Genomic DNA, 20411 nt, shown 5'->3' on the forward strand with positions numbered 1-20411 from the left:
CCAGGGATGCCGCGGAACCGGCTGTGCCGGGCCGCTGGCATCGCCCCCCTTTCTAAGGGGGGAGCGGCGAAGCCGCGCAGGGGGATTTACCCGAATCGCACGTACTCGAAATCCACCGGCTGGCGGTTGATGCCCATCACCGGCGGCGCGATCCAGTTGGCGAACTTGCCCGGCTCGACCACGCGGCCCATCAGCGAGGCCACGAAGGCGAAGTCTTCCGGCGTGGGCAGCCACTCGGCCTTCTTCGCTTCCCATTCGGCTGCGTTGACGACGCGGCCCTCGGGCGACAGGCGGATGCCCGCGAGCGCGCCGATCTGGCGGTTGAAGGCCTTGTGCGGCACGGTCAGCCGCGTGGGGATGCCGGCCTTCTCCAGCACCTTGTTCCAGCGGTTCACGCCCGCCACGGAATCGGTGATGAAGTCGTCGCGCAGCACCTCGTTGAGCGCGTTGAGCATGGGCACTTCCTTCTCCACGAGCTGGCCGTTCTGCACCTCGAGCACCTTGTAGGTCTGGCCCTTGAGCACGTGGTCGTCGGTGCGCTTGCCCTCTTCGTAGCGGCCCTTGAGGCCCGAGCTGTAGAAGATGGCGGCGTTGCTCGACTGGTCGGCACCGAACAGGTCGATGGTGACCGAGTAGTGGAAGTTCAGGTAGCGCTGCACCGTGCCGAGGTCGATGGCACCGGCGGCGCGCACCTTGGCCGGGTCGTCGGTCTTGAGCTCGTTCATCACCTGCGCGGTGCGCTGCAGCACGCGCGACACGCCGCTCTCGCCCACGAACATGTGGTGGGCTTCCTCGGTCAGCATGAACTTGGTCGTGCGGGCCAGCGGGTCGAAGGCGGACTCGGCCAGCGCCGACAGCTGGAACTTGCCGTCGCGGTCGGTGAAGTAGGTGAACATGAAGAAGGCCAGCCAGTCGGGGGTCTTCTCGTTGAACGCGCCCAGGATGCGCGGGTTGTCCTGGTCGCCGGACTGGCGCTGCAGCAGGGCCTCGGCCTCCTCGCGGCCGTCGCGGCCGAAGTGCTTGTGCAGCAGGTAGACCATGGCCCAGAGGTGGCGGCCCTCTTCCACGTTGATCTGGAACAGGTTGCGCAGGTCGTACATGCTGGGCGCGGTCAGGCCCAGGTGGCGCTGCTGCTCCACCGACGCGGGCTCGGTGTCGCCCTGCGTGACGATGATGCGGCGCAGGTTGGCCCGGTGTTCGCCGGGCACGTCGTTCCAGGCGGCCTCGCCCTTGTGGTCGCCGAAGTGGATCTTGCGCTCGGCCTCGCCGGGGTTGAGGAAGATGCCCCAGCGGTAGTCGCGCATCTTCACGTGGCCGAACTGGGCCCAGCCCTGCGGGTCCACGCTGACCGCGGTGCGCAGGTAGACCTCGTGGTTGGTCGAGCCCTCGGGGCCGACGTCGTCCCACCAGTTGATGAAGTTGGGCTGCCAGCCTTCCAGCGCGCGCTGCAGCGTGCGGTCTTCGGACAGGTTGACGTTGTTCGGGATCTTCTCGCTGTAGTTGATCGTGGACATGTCGTTCTTCCTCGGGTTCGGTGGGTGGGTCAGACTCGGTTGAAATCGAAAAGCGCTTTGTCGCCCTTGCCGTAGACCTTGAGCGCGCCCTTGTCGCCGACGGCGTTGGGGCGGATGAAGATCCAGTTCTGCCAGGCGGACAGGCGCCCGAAGATGCGGGTGAGCATGTTCTCTTTCTGGGCAAAGCGCAGGTTGGCTTCCAGGCCGGTCAGCGCGTCGGGCGACATGGCGGCGCGCTCTTCGATGGCGATGCGCACCTCGTCGGCCCAGTCGATGTCGTCGGGCGCGGCGGTGACCAGGCCCAGTTTGAAGGCCGCGTCGGCGTCCAGCGCCTGGCCCACGGCGCCGCGCACGGCCTCCATGGCGGGCGCTTCTTCATAGAAGCGGCGCTGCAGGCGCGACTGGCCGTTCACCATGGGCAGCAGGCCCAGGTTGAACTCGCCCAGCGTGATCTTGGGCGCGTTCGCCTCGTCATCGGGCAGCGCGAGCATGTAGGTGCGGTCGGCGCAGAAGGCCAGTTCGGCCAGCGAGCCGGCGAAGCACGAACCCTGCTCGACCAGCGCGAACAGGCTGCGCGAGGACACGTCCAGGCGGGCGAAGGTGCGGCGCAGCAGGCCGATGGTTTCGCGCACGAACCAGTGGTTCTGGTGCTTGAGCAGCGTGGCGTCGCTGGCCAGCACGGCGGCGGCGTCGCCCTCGGTCTTGATCAGCCAGGTGCCGATGTCGAGCTCGTTGGTGCGCAGGTTGAGGATGGCGTCGTCGAGTTCGCGGCCCATCTGCAGCGGCCACCACGAGGCGCCCGCGGCCTCGATGCCGGCAATGTCGGTGGGCTGGGCGCTGCCGGGCGCCTTCACGGTCAGCGTGGCGGTGCGCTTGGCGCGGTCGATGGCGACGTTGACGTATGGGTAGGCGATGCCGTCGGCGCTGTCGGTGCGCTGGATGCGCGGCAGGGCCACGCCCTTGGCATCGGCCGGGCGGTCGCTCTGCGCGGCCAGGGCCTCGGCGCGCGCGGCGACGTGGGCGGCGAACTGCTGCGGCTTGGCGATGGAGTCCACCAGGCGCCAGTCCACGGCCTTCTGGCCGCGCACGCCTTCGCTGGTGGTGCAGAAGATGTCGGCCAGGTCGTGGCGCACGTGGCGCTTGTCGGTCACGCGGGTCAGGCCACCGGTGCCGGGCAACACGCCCAGCAGCGGCACCTCGGGCAGGCTCACGGCGCTGCTGCGGTCGTCCACCAGCACGATCTCGTCGCAGGCCAGGGCCAGCTCGTACCCGCCGCCGGCGCAGGCGCCGTTCACCGCGGCGATGAACTTCAGGCCGCTGTTCTTGGAGGAGTCTTCCAGGCCATTGCGCGTTTCATTGGTGAACTTGCAGAAGTTCACCTTCCAGGCGTGGCTGGAGAGGCCCAGCATGAAGATGTTGGCGCCCGAGCAGAACACGCGGTCTTTGCCGCTGGTCACCACCACGGTGCGCACCTGCGGGTGCTCGAAGCGGATGCGGTTGACGGCGTCGTGCAGCTCCACGTCCACGCCCAGGTCGTAGCTGTTGAGCTTGAGCTTGTAGCCAGGACGGATGCCGGCGTCTTCGTTGATGTCGACGGCCAGCGTGGCGGTGGAACCGTTCACCGACAGCTTCCAGTGGCGGTACTGGCTGGGTTCGGTGCGGTAGTCGACGGGGGCGGGGTGGCTCATGGCGGTCTCCTCGGGAGGGTGGGGCTTGGCCAGCGGACCATGGCAGGCGCCGCCGGCATGACCGGAATAATAATGCATGCATCAAAGTGCAGTCAATGCATTTTTATGCATGTCCCGGCCGTTGGTCGGCCGGGTCGCTCAGCCGCCGGGGGCGGCGATCAGGGCCTGCACCCGCTCCCGCAGGGCGGCGTAGGCCTCGTCCACGCCCGCATAGGCGCTGGTATTGAAGTGCAGATCGGCTTTGGAATAGAAGGCCGAACGGCCCGCGAGGATGCGCTTGAGGTCTTCCATCGCCTCGCGGCTGGCGGCCATGGGCCGCAGATCGCCCTGGGCCGCCACCCGGCCCATGTGGTCGGCCGGATCCGCCTGCAGCCACACGGTGGTGCAGTGGGCCAGCAACACGTTGAAGTTGGCCGCGTCCGAGACCAGGCCGCCGGGCGTGGCGATCACCACCTCGGGGTAGATCTGGATCGCCTCCTCCAGCGCGCGGCGCTCGTAGCGCCGGTAGGCCGGCGTGCCGTAGAGCGCGTGGATCTCGTCGATGCTGCAGCCGGCGAACTTCTCGATCTCGCGGCTCAGCTCGATGAAGGCATAACCGAGTTCATCCGCCAGGCGCTGGCCCAGCGTGGACTTGCCGGCGCCGCGCAGGCCGATGAGCGCGATGCGCGTGTGCCGGGTGCTGTCGCTCTCCGTTTGCGACTGGCCCAGCGCGGCACCGATGGCCACGCGCACGCGGCGCAGGTCGGTCTCGGGCCGGCCCGCCAGCATCTCGCGGATCAGCAGCCACTCGGGCGAGCTGGTGCTCACGTCGCCAATCAGCTCGGCCAGCGGGCAGTGCAGCGCCTCGGCCACCTGCAGCAGCACCAGGATGGAGGCGTTGCCGGTGCCGTACTCGAGATTGGCCAGGTGGCGCTCGGACACGTCGGCCGCCAGCGCCACGGCCTTGCGCGTCATGCCGCGGCGCGAGCGCAGCGTGCGCACGCGCTCGCCGAGCGCCACGAGGAAAGGGTGCCGGCCCTCATCCTCGGCGGCGGGGCTGGCGGTGGCGGCACTGGCGTCGGCGTCCATGGTGGGCATGGTTGGTCGGGCTTAGGGTTTGCGGGCTTGCAAAATGGCAAGACATGCACTTTAATGCACATTTCGCCGCACGCAACATAGTGCACTTTATCGCTTCACCGGTTTTGACACCAGCCCCCCGGTTTGATTGAGCCCACCATGACCACCACCCCCCTGCTGCCCAACATCGTTGCCGGTAAAGCCCAAATGGGCCAAGGCCCGGGAACCCCCCTGTTCGACCCGGTGCTGGGCACCGAACTCGTGCGCGTGAGCCGCGAAGGTCTGGATCTGGCCAGCGCCTTTGCCTTCGCGCGCGAACAGGGCGGCGCCGCGCTGCGCGCACTCAGCTACCGCGAGCGCGCCGGTCTGCTCGGCGCCATCGGCCAGGTGCTGCAGGCCAAGCGCGACGACTACTACGCCATCGCCACCGCCAACTCCGGCACCGTCACGCGCGACTCGGCCGTGGACATCGACGGCGGCATCTTCACCATCGGCCAGTACGCCAAGTGGGGCGACAAACTCGGCGACGCGCGCGCCCTGCTCGACGGCGAACGCATCCGCCTCGGCAAGGACCCGGCCTTCCAGAGCCAGCACGTCCTCACGCCCACACGCGGCCTGGCGCTGTTCATCAACGCGTTCAACTTCCCCAGCTGGGGCCTGTGGGAGAAGGCCGCGCCCGCCCTGCTCAGCGGCGTGCCCGTGGTGGTGAAGCCCGGCACGCCCACCGCCTGGCTGACGCAGCGCATGGTGCAGGACGTGGTGGAGGCCGGCGTGCTGCCCGCTGGCGCGCTGTCGGTCATCTGCGGCTCCTCCGCCGGCCTGCTGGACGCGCTGCAGCCCTTCGACGTGCTGTCCTTCACCGGCTCGGCCGGCACGGCCGCGCAGATCCGTGGCCATGCGGCCATCGCCGAGCGCTCGGTGCGCTGCAACATCGAGGCCGACAGCCTCAACAGCGCCCTGCTCGACCCGAACGCCGCCGCCGGCGACGAAGCCTTCAACCTCTTCGTGAACGAGGTGGTGCGCGAGATGACCGTCAAGAGCGGACAGAAGTGCACGGCCATCCGCCGCGCCTTCGTGCCGCGCGCGCTCTACGACGCCGCCGCGCAGGCGATCGGCGCCAAGCTGGCCAAGATCAGCGTGGGCAATCCGCGCCACGAGGCCGTGCGCATGGGCGCGCTGGTGAGCCGCGCGCAATTCGATGGCGTGCAGGAAGGCCTGGCCCAGTTGCTCGCCGAAGCCACGCCGCTGTACGACGGCCGCGCCCAGGCCCTGGTGGACGCCGACCCCGCGGTGGCCGCCTGCGCCATGCCCGTGCTGCTGGGCACCAGCGACCCGGTGAAGGCCCGCGTGCTGCACGACGTGGAGGTCTTCGGCCCCGTGTCCACGCTCATGCCCTACGACAGCGACGCCCAGGCCTTCGAACTCATCCGCCGCGGCCAGGGCTCGCTCGTGGCCTCGGTCTACAGCGCCGACCCCGCCTTCGTGGCGCGCGCCGCGCTGGAGCTGGCCGACAGCCACGGCCGCGTGCACGCCATCTCGCCCGACGTGGCCAGCCTGCACACCGGCCACGGCAACGTGATGCCGCATTCCCTGCACGGCGGACCGGGCCGCGCGGGCGGCGGCGAAGAGCTCGGCGGCCTGCGCGCCCTGGGCTTCTACCACCGCCGCAGCGCCGTGCAGGCCAGCACCGCCGCGCTGGACGCGCTGGCCGCGAGCGCCACCGCCTTGACCTACTGAGCCCACGATTCCGAGGAGACCGCCATGAGCCCCGACACCGTGGCCGCGCCGCCGGCGCGCTTCAACTTCGCCCGCCATCTGCTCGACCTCAATGCCACGCGTGCGGGCAAGACCGCGCTCATCGACGACCAGGGCACGCTCAGCTATGGCCAGCTCGCCGACGCCGTGCGCCGCTGCGCGGGCGCGCTGCAGTCCCTGGGCCTGCGCCGCGAGGAGCGCGTGCTGCTGCTGGCGCAGGACAGCAGCGACTGGGTCGTGGCTTTCCTGGGCGCGCTGTACGCCGGCGTGGTGCCGGTGGCGGTGAACACGCTGCTGCCGGCCAAGGACATCGCCTACATGCTGGGCGACAGCCGAGCGCAGGCGGCCATCGTCAGCGGCGCGCTGCTGCCCACCGTGCAGGAGGCCATGACCCTGGGCACACACGGCGTGAAGCACCTGATCGTCTCGCGCGGCCAGCGGCTTCCCCCGGGCGCCCACGCCTTCGATGCCCTGCTCCAAGCCGCCGCGCCCGCCGAGCCCACCGACACGCACGCCGAGGAGCCCGCGTTCTGGCTCTACTCCAGCGGCTCCACCGGCGCGCCCAAGGGCACGGTGCACACCCAAGGCAACCTGTACTGGACCGCCGAGCTCTACGGCAAGGGCGTGCTGAAGATGCGCGAGGACGACGTGGTCTTCTCCGCCGCGAAACTCTTCTTCGCCTACGGGCTGGGCAATGCGCTGAGCTTTCCGCTCAGCGTGGGCGCCACGGTCGTGCTGATGGCCGAGCGGCCCACCCCGCAGGCCTGCTTCCAGCGTCTGACCGTGCACCGCCCCACCATCTTCTGCGGCGCGCCCACCGGCTATGGCGGCATGCTGGCCAGCCCCGATCTGCCGGCCAGGGACGCCGTGGCGCTGCGCCTGTGCTCCTCGGCCGGCGAGGCGCTGCCGCAGGACATCGGCGAGCGCTGGACGCGCCACTTCGGCGTCGAAATCATCGACGGCATCGGTTCCACCGAAATGCTGCACATCTTCCTGTCCAACGCGCCGGGCGAGGTGCACTACGGCACCACCGGCCGGCCCGTGCCGGGCTACGAGGTGGAGCTGCGCGGCGAGGACGGCCGGCCCGTGGCCGACAACGCCGACGGCTCCTCCGAGATCGGCGACCTCTACATCAAGGGCCCCAGCGCCGCGCTGATGTACTGGAACAACCGCACCAAGAGCCGCGACACCTTCCAGGGCGCCTGGACCAAGAGCGGCGACAAGTACCTGCGCAACCCCAACGGCACCTACACCTACGCGGGCCGCAACGACGACATGCTCAAGGTGAGCGGCATCTATGTCAGCCCCTTCGAGGTGGAGGCCACGCTGGTGCAGCACCCCGCCGTGCTGGAGGCGGCCGTCATCGGCAAGGAAGACAGCGACGGCCTGACCAAGACCAAGGCCTACGTGGTGCTCAAGCCCGGCCAGCAGGCCAGCGCGGCCGAGCTGCAGGCCTTCGTGAAGGAGCGCCTGGCGCCCTACAAGTACCCGCGCTTCATCGAGTTCCTGGACGAGTTGCCCAAGACCGCCACCGGCAAGATCCAGCGCTTCAGGCTGCGCGAGCGCGAGAAGGCGGCGGGCTAAACCCGCAACGGGACGGGCATCGGCCATGTGACCAGGAATGGCGGCTGCCAGCCACATGGCCGAGCACCAGCGGGCGGGTTGGCGTTACCCATCGAGCGTTCACCACCGCGCCGGCCCCCTGCCCCCTGGACAAGCGGCTGGCCCATCTACGAAGCGCTCACCCATGCCGTTCAAGCTCTCCCGCCAGCACAAATCCCACCACCCGAAGCAGCCGTCGGCCCAGTCACTCGCCAAGCTCAACAAATTCCTCCAGCCGCAAGCGCCGGCGGCGCGTGCGCCCAAGACGGCGAAGCCGGGCTTCAAGCACAGCGCCAAGGCCTTTTTCAAGAAGCACTTCCATTTCAACACCACCCCTCGGGTACGCGACGCCCAGCAATGCGTTATCCGCACCGTGGTCACCGACCTGCCCAGGCAGGACCTCCCGAATCGCCGGGAGTACCGGGACAGCCTGCGCGCCCTGGCCCAGCCTCAGCCGGTGGTGTTCACCACCGCCGATTCGCTGCCGCAGGGGTACACACCGCAGGCCTATGCCGCGGCGCTGGCCGAGCCGTTCGTGTCCGAGAGTGCCGCGGTGCCGCCCGAACCCGCATCGACCCAAGAGCTGCAAGACAAGCTGAAAGCCTGCATGCAGGCGATCTGCCACGACATGCTGGCCAAAGGCGAAGACCGCCGGGTGTGCACGCTGGGAGACCGCACGGTCACCGCTCGCATCGAAATGCCCCAGCGGAACAACCCCGACAAGCGCTTGATGTTCGGCATCCTGGACTCCCAAGCCATCGACTCCAGAGGCAAAGCGGGTGTGAACGCCGTCCTGTTTGACGGCACGCTTCACCTGAATGGCCGCGACGTGGCGCAGCACACGCACCCCAGGCTCGCGCTGCTGGACGCGTCGGACGCCGCCCGGCTCCTGCAGCTCGCCTGAGCCCTCCGCCAGGGCCGCCGCCGCGCGGCCCTGGGCGGTGCATCGACCGCCCCTCTCGACGCTCAACCGATCTCCAGCGCCGTCAACGCGTACTGCCGCGCCAGATCGATGGCCGGCGCCGGGCCGCGGTACATGCGCGCCGTGGGGAAACCTGCCACGAAACCGTGGCGCTCCAGCAGCGCCCGGGCCTCGTGGTTGGGCTCGGGCACGTCCAGGTGCACGGCCTCCTGCGGCGCCACGCCCGCGCACAGGGCCTGCAGCAGGCCCTCGGCAATGGCCGGGGTGTCGGCGCACAGCGGACCGATCTTGTGGCCCTGCACACAGGCGCGGCGCACGCCGTAGCCGCGCAGCCGCCCATCCTGCAGCCAGCCCAGGGCCGTGCCCCGGCGCTGGCGGATCCAGGCCTGCAGGAAAGCCGGTCGCGGCTCGGGGTGGAAGGCCAGGTCGTAGGCGGCCAGATCGTCGAAGGGCAGGCCCGCCAGGCGCACGGTGGCCGGGTGCGGCGGTCGCGGGCCCAGGCCGTGCCCGCTGTAGCGCCGGTTGCGCCAGGCCAGCTCGAAGCCGCTGCGCGCGTAGTTGTGCTGCTGCGCGACCACGCCGTCCAGCCCCGCCACGCAGCCCCTCAGGTGCTCCAGCGCCGCGTTCCACACCGCCAGGCCCAGCCCCCGGCCACGGAACGCCGGCTCCACGATGTACAGGCCGATGAAACCGTAGCCCACGCCATAGCGCAGGCCGCTGATGCTGGCCACCGGCCGCTCGCCCATCCAGGCCATGAAGTGGCCGCGCGGGTCGATGGCGTGGAACATCTCCGTGTCGTGCAGGCCAGGGTTCCAGCCCTCGCGCGCGGCCCAGTGCAGGGCCAGGCCGAGGTCGTGGCGCGACATGCGCTGGATGCGGTGGGCGGGTGTCTTCATGCGCGGCCTCTCAGGTGAAACCGCGATGAAAGCCCAAGCGGCTCCCGGGTGCCATACCGCGTCGGCGGTAGGGCACATGACGGCCCTGATCAGGTGTCGCTGGAGATCTTGATGCTGGGGAACTTGGACGAGAAGTCTTTGGCCTTGGCGGCGATCTTGATGGCCACCTGCCGCGCCACCGACTTGTACAGCCCGGCGATCTCGCCCTCGGGGTCGGCCACCACGGTGGGCCGGCCGCCGTCGGCCTGCACGCGGATGCTCATGTTCAGGGGCAGCGCGCCCAGGTAGTCCATGCCGTACTCGGCGGCCATGTTCTTGCCGCCGTCGGCGCCGAAAATGTGCTCCACGTGACCGCACTTCTCGCAGACGTGCACGGCCATGTTTTCCACGATGCCCAGGATGGGCACGCCCACCTTCTCGAACATCTTGATGCCCTTGCGCGCGTCCAGCAGGGCGATGTCCTGCGGCGTGGTGACGATCACCGCGCCCGTGATGGGCACACGCTGGGACAGCGTGAGCTGGATGTCGCCGGTGCCGGGCGGCATGTCGACGATGAGGTAGTCGAGGTCCTTCCAGTTGGTCTGGCGCAGCAGCTGCTCCAGCGCCTGCGTGGCCATGGGACCGCGCCAGATCATGGCCTCGTCGCGGTCGATGAGGAAGCCGATGGAGATGACCTGCACGCCGTAGTTTTCCAGCGGCTCCATGGTCTGGCCATCGATGCTCTCGGGCCGGCCCTCGATGCCCAGCATCATGGGCTGGCTGGGGCCGTAGATGTCGGCATCGAGCACGCCCACGGTGGCGCCCTCGGCCGCCAGCGCCAGCGCCAGGTTCACGGCCGTGGTGCTCTTGCCCACGCCGCCCTTGCCCGAGGCCACGGCGATGATGTTCTTCACCTGCGGCAACAGCGCCACGCCGCGCTGCGCGGCGTGCGCAATGACCTTGGTGTGCAGGTTCACCGATACGTTGTCCACGCCCGCCACCGAGCGCGCCGCCGCCACCAGGGCCTTGCGCAGCGCGGGCATCTGGCTCTTGGCCGGGTAGCCCAGCTCGACGTCGAAGGACACCTCGCCGTCCTGCACCTGCAGGTTCTTCAGGGCCTTGGTGGAAACGAAGTCGCGGCCGGTGTTCGGGTCCTGCACGGCTTGCAGCGCCTGCATCAGCGCCTGTTGGTCGACGGGCATGGGGGGATGGCTCCTGGGGTGAGGGGATGGCCGCCACGCCGTGGGGGAATACGGGGGCGGGTGCTCTGGGGCGGCGAAAGTCTACCGCCGTGGGGACACCACCGCCATGGAAGGGGTTCAGCGCCAGGCGCCCTGGTGCCCGCACACCCCTCCGGTTCACTGCGCTTTCGATGACAGCAGGGCCTTGCGCCAATCCAGCGCTGTCTGTTTCAGGGCTTGGGGTTTGTCCTCCGTGGGAATGTCTGTCGAGGTGAAGAGGCCCATCATGGTTTTCACCCAGGTGGCCTCGTGCTGAGCGATCGCTGTGTCCAGCCACTGCGGAAAGGTCTCGGCCGCGGCGGTCCAGAGCGCGGCGAGGTTCCAGGCCCAGCGCGGGCCCACCGCCTCGGCGTTCGGCCGCGACAGCACGTCCCGGCACGCTGTCACCAGGGCGGTGGCCCAATGCTCCGCCCATTGGAACGCGGGGCCAAGCGACCCGCTCGGCGCGCAGGCCGCGACGCGCGCGGCGTTCAGGGCCTGACGGCAGCGCAGCAGCCCTGTCGCCAGGTTGTGCCGCAACAAGACCACGGGCGCTGGTCCGCCCGCCGGTGTCCCCAAGGGGTGCTCCATCAGGGAAAGAAACAGCCCCTGGTTGTCATGGTCCCAAAGGTGAATCTGCATCCGCTCGCGCCATTGGTAGTTCTCCATCAGCCGTGCGTGCAGTTCCGCGGGGCACGGCAGCCCATTGACGAGCGCCCTGACCCACAGGTCTTCCAGGAATGCCCTGCGCTGCTGGCCCTCGGCGCGCTCGGCCTCGAGGCCAAGGCCGAGGCAGAACTCGATGAGCCACCGCTCCATCGACGCCGATGCGGGATCGGGCTTGGCCGCGACGAACCGGCAGAAATCCAGCAGCAACCCCCACCCCGGCTGCCAGCGATGGGCGTGCCTTTCCCTGTCGGCCAGCCAGTCGCGCTGTGAGATCAGCCGGCTGGCGATGCGCAGTAAGCGGTCCACACCCGACACCGGCGTCTCGCTCTGCCAAGGAGGCGGCATCGCCACCAGCACCCGCCGCAGATCCAGGCCGTCGGCGAAGCGCTCGAACAAGCGCCTATCGTTTGAGGTGCTGATGCACCCAGCGCACGATGGCGCTGCCTGCCGCCTCTTCGCTGGCACCTGCGTTGTCGGCGTTGTCGGCGTTGTTGGCGCTGTTGGCATCGCTGTCGTTCACGATGTCGATGACACGGGCCAACCACGGGTGGCGCGACAACACGCCGTCCCACCACTCGGGATTCAGCCTGGCCAGGCCGCTCCAGAAGCGGCCGACGTCCAGCACGAGGGGGGCCAGGACTGCCTGGGGAAGATCGATCAGTGGCGGCGCGAACGCCTCCGACGCAGTCCACCACTGCAGAGTGAACTCCACCGACGCCGTGGCCCGTTCCACATCTTCGCTGGACCATGAATCGCCGCCCTGAGGCGCCAACAGCGGCAACAAGCGCGGATTGCGCACCGCCATGCGCGCCAGGTTGTCGTTCAGCAACGCGAGCTGTTGCTGTTGACCAAGGTCTGAGCAGCGGGCGGGGCACAGGCGCGCCAGCAAACGCGGGTGCTGACTGCGGTCCCGAAGAACGTTCGATACCGGTGCCACGCCCGACACCTCGCTGAACATGAAATGGTCGTCGAGGACCTTGGGGGACAGACCATTCACCACCGCCGACAACCAGAGGTCGTCAACGAGAGCGCGCCGCTCGGCTTGGCCGCCAGACCGCATCGATTGGTGCAGAAACTCCCGGATGGTCAAGCCCTCGCCCCACTGGGCCGCCTGGGGCGAGTCCTGGATGAACTGTCCCAGGGCGAAGAGAACAGCCCACCCGTCCCAGGCGGTGGGACTTGACCACCGATCGCCGGCCAGGCGTTGAAGCGCGTTCAGTTGCTCGGGCGCAGCGGCCAAACGCGCGGCGAGCGCGCAGAGGCGATCGAGGCCGGACACCGGCGGCTCGTTGGGTGACGAGGGCGCCCAGATGGGCGAGAGCAGTCGGCGCAGCGCGACGTGAGGGGCATAGGCCGCGATGAGGGCACACAACTGGCCGGTCGTGCAATGCGGCGATCCCATGGTCTTCGTGATCATCTCCAGCAACAGCGCCTTGATCTGCGGGGTCGCTTGGGACAAGGCCTGAAGCACCTTCTCGTTCGCGTGTCCTGCGTCGTCGAGCAGCTCCTTCAGCACCGCCTTCACCGACGGCTCGTCGTGCGGCTTGGGCAGGGCGAGCAGCGGCAGGAACCGCTGCGTCTGCGTCGCTGGCAGGCCCGCAGGGGGGAAGCCGAGGGCCTGCTCAGGTGGACGCACTTCCAGGCCTTCGGGGCGGCGGTCCTCCGGGGTGTCCGGCTGCAACGCCGTTGTGGCCAACGGCATAGACGCCGGGGGCAAGGGGCCCTTCTCCGGGTCTCTCTTCGGGCTTGAGGGGAAGCGGGGGATGGGGCTTTGGGGAAATGTTCCGCTGTGTTTTTGCATGGGGTTGTTCCTTTCGATCGACCACGGGTGCCATGCGGGAAGGGGTCTGCAGCCTGGCCAATGCCTTTGCCCTGTTGCTCTTTGACCGCTTCCCGATGCATCGCCGCGTCAGTACCCCCGCCAGACGGGGCGGTTCCTCTCACCCATAAAATGAAGGGTTTCATCACGAGCGCCACCATGCCCCGCCAGCTCTTCGTCACCACCGCATTGCCGTACGCCAACGGCCACTTCCACGTCGGCCACATCATGGAGTACATCCAGGCCGACATCTGGGTGCGGTTCCAGCGCATGCAGGGGCACACGGTGCACTTCGTTTGCGCCGACGACGCGCACGGCGCGCCGATCATGATCGCGGCCGACAAGGCCGGCAAAACGCCGCAGCAGTTCGTGGCCGACATCGCGGCGGGCCGCAAGCCCTACCTCGACGGTTTCCACATCGCCTTCGACAACTGGCACAGCACCGACGCGCCCGAGAACCACGAACTGGCGCAGGCCATTTACAAGGACCTGAAGGCCGCCGGCCTGATCGAGACGCGCACCATCGAGCAGTTCTTCGACCCCGAGAAGAACATGTTCCTGCCCGACCGCTTCATCAAGGGCGAGTGCCCGAACTGCCACGCCAAAGACCAGTACGGCGACAACTGCGAGGTCTGCGGCAAGGTCTACAGCCCCACCGACCTCATCAACCCCTACTCGGCGCTGTCGGGCGCCAAGCCGGTGCTCAAGCACTCCGAGCACTTCTTCTTCAAGCTGTCCGACCCGCGCTGCCTAGCCTTCCTCAAGCAGTGGACCACCAGCGGCGCCGTGCAGCCCGAGGTGCTGAACAAGATCAGCGAATGGATCGCGCCCGACGAGAACGGCCAGACCAAGCTGGGCGACTGGGACATCTCGCGCGACGCGCCCTACTTCGGCATTGAGATCCCTGACGCGCCGGGCAAGTACTTCTACGTGTGGCTGGACGCGCCCGTGGGCTACCTGGCCTCGCTGAAGAACTGGCTGGGCCGCCAGGGCATCGACTACGCCGCCTTCATGGCCGACCCGTCCACCGAGCAGTACCACTTCATCGGCAAGGACATCATCACCTTCCACACGCTGTTCTGGCCGGCCATGCTGCACTTCAGCGGCCGCAAGACGCCCAACGCCGTCTTCGTCCATGGCTTCCTCACCGTGAACAACGGAGAGAAGATGAGCAAAAGCCGCGGCACCGGCCTGGACCCCTTGAAGTACCTGAGCCTGGGCATGAACCCGGAATGGCTGCGCTACTACCTGGCGGCCAAGCTCACGGCGCGCAACGAGGACCTGGACTTCAACCAGGAAGACTTCCAACTGCGGGTCAACAGCGACCTGATCGGCAAGTTCATCAACATCGCCAGCCGCGCGGCCGGTTTCATCGCCAAGCGCTTCAACGGCCAGCTGGGCGCGGCCTCGGCCGACGGCGCGGCCCTGCTGCAGGCGCTGCAGGCCAAGGCCCCGGCCATCGCCGCGCTGTTTGATGCGCGCGAGTACGGCAAGGCGCTGCGCGAGGTGATGGGCCTGGCCGACCAGGTCAACGCCTACGTGGACCAGAACAAGCCCTGGGAGCTGGCCAAGCAGGACGGCCAGGAGGCCCGGCTGCACGACGTCTGCAGCACCTGCATCGAGGCCTTCCGCCTGCTCACGCTCTACCTCAAGCCCGTGCTGCCGGCGCTGGCCGCGCAGGTCGAGACCTTCCTGCAGGTCCAGCCCCTGCAATGGGCCGACGCGGCCCACCTGCTGGGGACCGGCCACGCCATCCAGGCCTACCAGCACCTGATGCAGCGCGTGGACCCCAAGCAGCTGGAGGCGCTGTTCGAGCCACCGCCCGCGCCGGTGGCAGCGGCGCCGCTGCCCGGCGGCGAGGCCCTGGCCGAGACCATCACCATCGACGACTTCGCCAAGATCGACCTGCGCATCGCCCGAATCGTGGACTGCGAGCGCGTGGAGGGCTCCACCAAGCTGCTGCGCCTCACGCTCGACGTGGGCGAGGGAACAACGCGCAACGTCTTCAGCGGCATCGCCAGCGCCTACCAGCCCGAGCAGCTCAAGGGCAAGCTCACCGTGCTGGTGGCCAACCTGGCGCCGCGCAAGATGAAGTTCGGCGTGAGCGAGGGCATGGTGCTGGCCGCGAGCCACGCCGACGAGAAGGCCCAGCCCGGCATCTTCGTGCTGGAGCCCACGCCCGGCGCCGTGCCGGGCATGCGGGTGCGCTGAGCTAGCGCTTCTGCAGGTCCGGGTCCGGCATGGTCCCGGACTTGATCACGCGCAGGTCCTTGTCGAAGGCCACGCTGAAGATCATGGGCTCGGTCTGGCCCTTGGCCTGGAAGCGCCAGTCCTGGTGCGTTTCGCCATTGAGCGGGAAGGTCTGCACCTTGCGCGGCTTGCCGAGCAGGCGGCGCACCTGCTCCAGCGGCATGCCGGGCTGCACCTTGGCGAAGTTCTCTTCGGTCAGCACCTGCGAGACCTTCACCAGCACGCCGTCGGCGCCGATGGTGACCATGTAGTTCACCACGCCCTCGGGCTGGCGGTTGTACTCATAGATCTGCGCGCCCTCCTCGCCTTCCCACACGGCCTCGGGCTGGCCGAACTTCTCGCGCACGTCGGCCTCGGTGGACACGCCGGGCTCCAGCTCGGCGATGTTCTGCAGATCGCAGGCGCCCACGAAGCCGACGGCGGCGAGCACGCCGGTGATCAGGCGGCCCAGGCGCCACCAGGCGCTGCGGGTGTTCGGTCGGGTCATGCGGGCTCCTTCTGTCCTGGCGGCCGGCAGGGGTCTGCCGGTGTGAGCGGCAGTGTAGGACCTTGCCTTGCGGCGCCGGTAGCCATCGGTAACATCGGCCCATGCCTGGCCTGCCGCCCCTCGCACCGTTTCGCCCGCGCCTGCTGGCGGACCTGCGCGGCTACGACGGCGGCCGCTTCGCGCGCGATCTCGGGGCGGGCGTCACGGTGGGCATCGTGGCGCTGCCGCTGGCCATGGCCTTCGCCATCGCGAGCGGCCTGCCGCCCCAGGCGGGGCTGTGGACGGCCATCATCGGCGGGCTGCTGGTCTCGCTGCTGGGCGGCACCTCGGTGCAGATCGCGGGGCCGGCGGGCGCCTTCATCGTCATCGTCTACGGCATCGTCGAGCGCTACGGCGTGGCCAACCTGCTGATCTCGACCGCCAGCGCCGGCGTGCTGCTGTTCCTGCTGGGCCTGTTCCGCCTGGGCGCGCTGGTGCGCTACGTGCCGGTCAGCGTGGTGATCGGCTTCACCAATGGCATCGCGGTGCTGATCGCGCTGTCGCAGCTGCGCGATCTGCTGGGCCTGCGCGTGCCGCACATGCCAGCCAACTTCTTCGGCCAGATGGCCACCATGGGCCGCCACCTGGACACCGTCAACCCCTGGGCGCTGCTGTTGGGCGCGCTGTGCGTGCTGGGCCTGTTCGTGTGGCCGCGCCTGTGGGCCACCGACTCGCGCTTTCGCCGCCAGCTGGACAACCTGGAGGTGCCCGGCGCCCTGCGCGCGACCTCGCGGGTGCCGGGACCGGTGGTGGCGCTGCTCACCCTCTCGCTGCTGGCCTGGGCACTGCAGCTGCCGGTGGAGACCATCGGCACGCGGTTCGGCGGCATCCCGCAGGGCCTGCCGGCCTTCGCGCTGCCCGATTTCTCGTGGGATACCGTGCGCCTGCTGGTCACGCCCACCCTGACCATCGCGCTGCTCGGGGCGGTGGAGTCGCTGCTGTGCGCGCGCGTGGCCGACCAGCTCGCCGAGGCGCGCAAGCACGACCCGAACCAGGAACTGATGGCCCAGGGCGTGGCCAACGCGGTGGTGCCCTTTTTCGGCGGCATGCCGGTCACGGGCACCATCGCGCGCACGGTCACCAACATCCGCGCCGGCGCGGCCTCGCCGGTCGCGGGCATGGTGCACTCGCTCACGCTGACGGTGGTGGTGCTGGCGGCGGCGCCGCTGGCCTTTCACATCCCGCTCGCCGTACTGGCCGGCGTGCTGCTGTTCGTGGCCTGGAACATGGGCGAGTGGCGCGAGTTCGCCCGCCTGAAGCACTTCAGCAACCACTACCGGCTGATGCTGCTGACCACCTTCTCGGTCACCATCGTCTTCGACCTCACCGTGGCCGTGGAGCTGGGCCTGGTGCTGGCGGTGGTGCTGTTCGTGCGGCGCCAGCGCGACATCTTCAGCGCCGAGCCGCTGCAACGCGAGGACGGCCGCCAGACCTGGCGGCTCTACGGCTCGCTGTTCTTCGGCGCGGTCACCAAGATCGACCCCATCGTCACCGAGGTGGAGGCCGCGCCCGGGCCGCTGCACCTGCTGCTGGACGCGCACCTGATGGTCTCGCTCGACACCACCGGCCTGGACGCGCTGGAGCAGCTGCACAAGGCCCTGCGGCGGCGCGGCGGGCGGCTGGAGATCGTGGGCCTGCAACCGCAGCCGGCCTCGCTGATGGCACGCTCGGGCTTTGCGGGGCGCCTGGCCGAGGTCGACGGGGACGGCCAGTAAAATCGACGGTTTCCCCCGATCCGGACACCCTCCCCCGCCGCCATGTCCTTCTTCCGCCGCCCCGACTACCAATCCGAAGCCACCCAGTTCATCGAGCAGCTCAAGGCCGAACGGCCGGGGCTGGAGGCCCGGCAGCGCGAGGGCCGTGGTCTGCTCTGGGACAAGACCATCGACCGCGAGTTCGCGGCCGAGGCCGAGGCGGCCGAAGTCCCGCAGAAGCCCTACGTCTACCAGACGAATTCCGACTTCAACTGAGCCGGCGACCATGACCGAACCGGCGCCCTCCCTGGACGAAGCCCCGCAGGGCCTCGACGAGGTGCTGCCTTCGGTGGTCGACAACGTGGCGCTGGCGCGGCTCTACGGCGAGCCGCTGTTCAAGCTGCCGCAGGACCTGTACATCCCGCCCGACGCGCTGCGCGTCTTCCTCGAGGCCTTCGAGGGTCCGCTGGACCTGCTGCTCTACCTGATCCGCAAGCAGAACTTCAACATCCTCGACATCCCCATGGCCGGGGTCACGCGCCAGTACCTGGAGTACGTCGAGGAAATCCGCGCCAACAACCTCGAACTGGCGGCCGAGTACCTGCTGATGGCCGCGATGCTGATCGAGATCAAGTCGCGCATGCTGCTGCCGCCCAAGAAAACGGCCGAGGGCGAAGAAGCCGAGGACCCGCGCGCCGAACTCGTGCGCCGCCTGCTCGAGTACGAGCAGATGAAGCTGGCTGCGCAGCGCCTGTCCGAGGTGCCCCAGTACGGCCGCGATTTCCTGCGCGCCCAGATCTATGTCGAGCAGGCGCTGCAGCCGCGCTTTCCCGACGTGGACATGGTCGACCTGCAGAGCGCCTGGCGCGACATCCTCAAGCGCGCCAAGCTCGTGCAGCACCACAAGATCAGCCGCGAGGAGCTGTCGGTGCGCGAGCACATGAGCATCGTGCTGCGCCAGCTGCAGGGCCGCCAGTTCGTCGAATTCGGTGACCTGTTCGACACCAGCCGGGGCGTGCCGGTGGTGGTCGTGACCTTCATCGCCATGCTCGAGCTCGCCAAGGAAACCCTGATCGAGCTGACCCAGGCCGAGGCCTTCGCGCCCATCTACGTTCGCCTGGCCTATACCCCCACTTCCTGAGCCCGCCCACCCGCCACCGCCGCGCGGCGCGCCCACGGTCTCCTCCACCGCCATGACCGACCTTCACCGTTTCGACGTCCTCATCATCGGCAGCGGCCTGGCCGGCCTGAGCGCCGCCCTGCACCTGAGCGCCACCCACCGCGTGGCCGTCATCACCAAGCGCGCCCTGCTCGACGGTTCGAGCAACTGGGCCCAGGGTGGCATCGCCGCCGTGCTGGCCGAGGGCGACAGCTACGCCTCGCACGTGGAAGACACCCTGGTGGCCGGTGCCGGGCTGAGCGACCGCGAGGCCACCGAGTTCACGGTGGAGAACGCGCCCGCCGCCATCGCCTGGCTGCGCGAGCTGGGCGTACCTTTTTCCACCGCCGACGGCGAGCTGCACCTCACGCGCGAGGGCGGCCACAGCCACCGGCGCATCGTGCACGCGGCCGATGCCACCGGCGCCGCCGTGCAGGCCACCCTGGTCGAGCGCGTGAAGGCCACGCCCGGCATCCAGGTGTTCGAGCACCACATGCTGGTGGACCTGATCACCGAGCGCCACGTCGGCGGCAACGGCGAGCGCCGCTGCTTTGGCGCCTATGTGCTCGACACCGTGCGCGACGAGGTGGTCACCTTCGCGGCCCGCCACACCGTGCTGGCCACCGGCGGTGCGGGCAAGGTCTACCTGTACACCACCAACCCCGATACCGCCACGGGCGACGGCATCGCCGCCGCGTGGCGCGCGGGCTGCCAGGTGGCCAACATGGAGTTCATCCAGTTCCACCCCACCTGCCTGTACCACCCGCACGCCAAGAGCTTCCTCATCACCGAGGCCGTGCGCGGCGAGGGCGGCATCCTCAAGCTGCCGCCGCACCTGGGCGACCTGGGCGGCCACCGCTTCATGCCCGACCACGACCCGCGCGCCGAGCTGGCGCCGCGCGACGTCGTGGCGCGCGCGATCGACTTCGAGATGAAGAAGCACGGTCTGGACTGCGTGCACCTGGACATCTCGCACCAGAGCCCCGAGTTCCTGCGCGAGCACTTCCCCAACATCCTGGCGCGCTGCGCCGAGCTGGGCATCGACATCACCCAGGAGCCCATCCCGGTGGTGCCGGCCGCGCACTACACCTGCGGCGGCGTCGTCACCGACCTGCAGGGCCACACCGAGATCGCCGGCCTGTACGCTGTGGGCGAAACCACCTGCACCGGCCTGCATGGCGCCAACCGGCTGGCGAGCAATTCGCTGGTGGAGTGCATGGTCTTCGCGCAGGCGGCGGCCAGCGCCATCCGAGCGCACCAGGCGCCCGACACGCCGGCGCTGCCCTTATGGGACGACAGCCGCGTGACCGACGCCGACGAGATGGTGGTCATCTCGCACAACTGGGACGAGCTGCGCCGCTTCATGTGGGACTACGTGGGCATCGTGCGCACCGACAAGCGCCTGGAGCGTGCGGCGCACCGCATCACCCTGCTGCAGCGCGAAATCCACGAGTTCTACGCGCAGTTCCACGTCACGCGCGACCTGCTGGAGCTGCGCAACCTGGTGCAGGTGGCCGACCTGATCGTCATGTCGGCCATGCTGCGCCGCGAAAGCCGCGGCCTGCATTTCAGCCTGGACCACCCGGGCATGCTGCCCGAGGCGAAGCCGACGATTCTGGTGCCACCGGGGCGGTGAGGCAGCCAGCGAGCCCGCACCAACGG

Annotated in this window: 16 protein-coding genes; 8 read left to right on the forward strand and 8 right to left on the reverse strand. The window is 69.1% G+C overall.

Going from position 1 to position 20411, the window contains the following annotated elements; all coding sequences use genetic code 11:
* Positions 1–86: 86 nt before the first annotated feature.
* The 3 genes from boxB to SOM08_RS17430 all read right to left on the reverse strand — a co-directional run bounded on the left by boxB (position 87) and on the right by SOM08_RS17430 (position 4270).
* Positions 87–1514 (reverse strand): benzoyl-CoA 2,3-epoxidase subunit BoxB, encoded by a 1428-nt coding sequence (gene boxB / locus SOM08_RS17420; protein ID WP_116960837.1) that lies wholly within the window; start codon positions 1512–1514, stop codon positions 87–89.
* A 29-nt stretch (positions 1515–1543) separates the two neighbouring features.
* A complete protein-coding gene (gene boxC / locus SOM08_RS17425) occupies positions 1544–3202 on the reverse strand; it encodes a 2,3-epoxybenzoyl-CoA dihydrolase (RefSeq protein WP_116960836.1) in 1659 nt (552 codons plus the stop codon).
* A 138-nt stretch (positions 3203–3340) separates the two neighbouring features.
* Positions 3341–4270, reverse strand: coding sequence for a helix-turn-helix transcriptional regulator (locus SOM08_RS17430; RefSeq protein WP_116960857.1), 930 nt, complete (start codon positions 4268–4270; stop codon positions 3341–3343).
* Between the two features lie 147 nt (positions 4271–4417).
* Between SOM08_RS17430 and SOM08_RS17435 the strand changes: the two genes are divergently transcribed.
* The 3 genes from SOM08_RS17435 (at position 4418) to SOM08_RS17445 (ending at position 8519) form a co-directional block, all read left to right on the forward strand.
* Complete coding sequence (locus tag SOM08_RS17435) at positions 4418–5995, forward strand: 3,4-dehydroadipyl-CoA semialdehyde dehydrogenase (RefSeq protein ID WP_116960835.1); 1578 nt, start codon at positions 4418–4420, stop codon at positions 5993–5995.
* A 24-nt stretch (positions 5996–6019) separates the two neighbouring features.
* Entirely contained in the window at positions 6020–7597 is a 1578-nt protein-coding gene (locus SOM08_RS17440) for a benzoate-CoA ligase family protein (RefSeq protein ID WP_116960834.1), read from the forward strand.
* A 163-nt stretch (positions 7598–7760) separates the two neighbouring features.
* Positions 7761–8519 carry a hypothetical protein gene (locus SOM08_RS17445; RefSeq protein ID WP_322469389.1) on the forward strand — a complete coding sequence of 253 codons (759 nt, stop codon included), beginning with the start codon at positions 7761–7763 and terminating at the stop codon, positions 8517–8519.
* A 62-nt stretch (positions 8520–8581) separates the two neighbouring features.
* Here the strand turns inward: SOM08_RS17445 and SOM08_RS17450 are convergent, their stop codons facing one another.
* The 4 genes from SOM08_RS17450 to SOM08_RS17465 all read right to left on the reverse strand — a co-directional run bounded on the left by SOM08_RS17450 (position 8582) and on the right by SOM08_RS17465 (position 13102).
* Complete coding sequence (locus SOM08_RS17450) at positions 8582–9433, reverse strand: GNAT family N-acetyltransferase (RefSeq protein WP_322469390.1); 852 nt, start codon at positions 9431–9433, stop codon at positions 8582–8584.
* 89 nt (positions 9434–9522) lie between these two features.
* The gene (gene apbC / locus SOM08_RS17455) at positions 9523–10614 is read right to left on the reverse strand and encodes an iron-sulfur cluster carrier protein ApbC (RefSeq protein ID WP_322469391.1); all 1092 of its coding nucleotides are present in this window, start codon (positions 10612–10614) and stop codon (positions 9523–9525) included.
* A gap of 156 nt (positions 10615–10770) precedes the next feature.
* Positions 10771–11697 carry a hypothetical protein gene (locus SOM08_RS17460; RefSeq protein WP_322469392.1) on the reverse strand — a complete coding sequence of 309 codons (927 nt, stop codon included), beginning with the start codon at positions 11695–11697 and terminating at the stop codon, positions 10771–10773.
* A 4-nt stretch (positions 11698–11701) separates the two neighbouring features.
* The gene (locus SOM08_RS17465) at positions 11702–13102 is read right to left on the reverse strand and encodes a hypothetical protein (protein ID WP_322469393.1); all 1401 of its coding nucleotides are present in this window, start codon (positions 13100–13102) and stop codon (positions 11702–11704) included.
* 177 nt (positions 13103–13279) lie between these two features.
* On the opposite strand from SOM08_RS17465, the gene metG reads away from it, so the two are divergent.
* Positions 13280–15331, forward strand: a complete 2052-nt coding sequence (metG, locus tag SOM08_RS17470) for a methionine--tRNA ligase (protein WP_116960856.1) — start codon at positions 13280–13282, stop codon at positions 15329–15331.
* 1 nt (position 15332) lies between these two features.
* On the opposite strand, the gene bamE is transcribed toward metG, so the two are convergent.
* Entirely contained in the window at positions 15333–15857 is a 525-nt protein-coding gene (gene bamE, locus SOM08_RS17475) for an outer membrane protein assembly factor BamE domain-containing protein (RefSeq protein ID WP_116960828.1), read from the reverse strand.
* A gap of 101 nt (positions 15858–15958) precedes the next feature.
* Between bamE and SOM08_RS17480 the strand changes: the two genes are divergently transcribed.
* Genes SOM08_RS17480 through nadB form a run of 4 tightly spaced genes read left to right on the forward strand, consistent with a single transcriptional unit; the run spans position 15959 to position 20385 of the window.
* Positions 15959–17611 carry a SulP family inorganic anion transporter gene (locus SOM08_RS17480; RefSeq protein ID WP_116960827.1) on the forward strand — a complete coding sequence of 551 codons (1653 nt, stop codon included), beginning with the start codon at positions 15959–15961 and terminating at the stop codon, positions 17609–17611.
* 42 nt (positions 17612–17653) lie between these two features.
* Entirely contained in the window at positions 17654–17866 is a 213-nt protein-coding gene (locus SOM08_RS17485) for a DUF3460 family protein (protein WP_116960826.1), read from the forward strand.
* A 10-nt stretch (positions 17867–17876) separates the two neighbouring features.
* On the forward strand, positions 17877–18731 hold the full coding sequence (locus SOM08_RS17490) for a segregation and condensation protein A (protein WP_070397269.1): 855 nt from the start codon (positions 17877–17879) through the stop codon (positions 18729–18731).
* A gap of 52 nt (positions 18732–18783) precedes the next feature.
* Positions 18784–20385 carry an L-aspartate oxidase gene (gene nadB / locus SOM08_RS17495; RefSeq protein WP_116960825.1) on the forward strand — a complete coding sequence of 534 codons (1602 nt, stop codon included), beginning with the start codon at positions 18784–18786 and terminating at the stop codon, positions 20383–20385.
* The last annotated feature ends 26 nt before the right edge of the window (positions 20386–20411 follow it).

The organism is Hydrogenophaga sp. SNF1 (assembly GCF_034421675.1).
Lineage (GTDB): Bacteria > Pseudomonadota > Gammaproteobacteria > Burkholderiales > Burkholderiaceae_C > Hydrogenophaga > Hydrogenophaga borbori.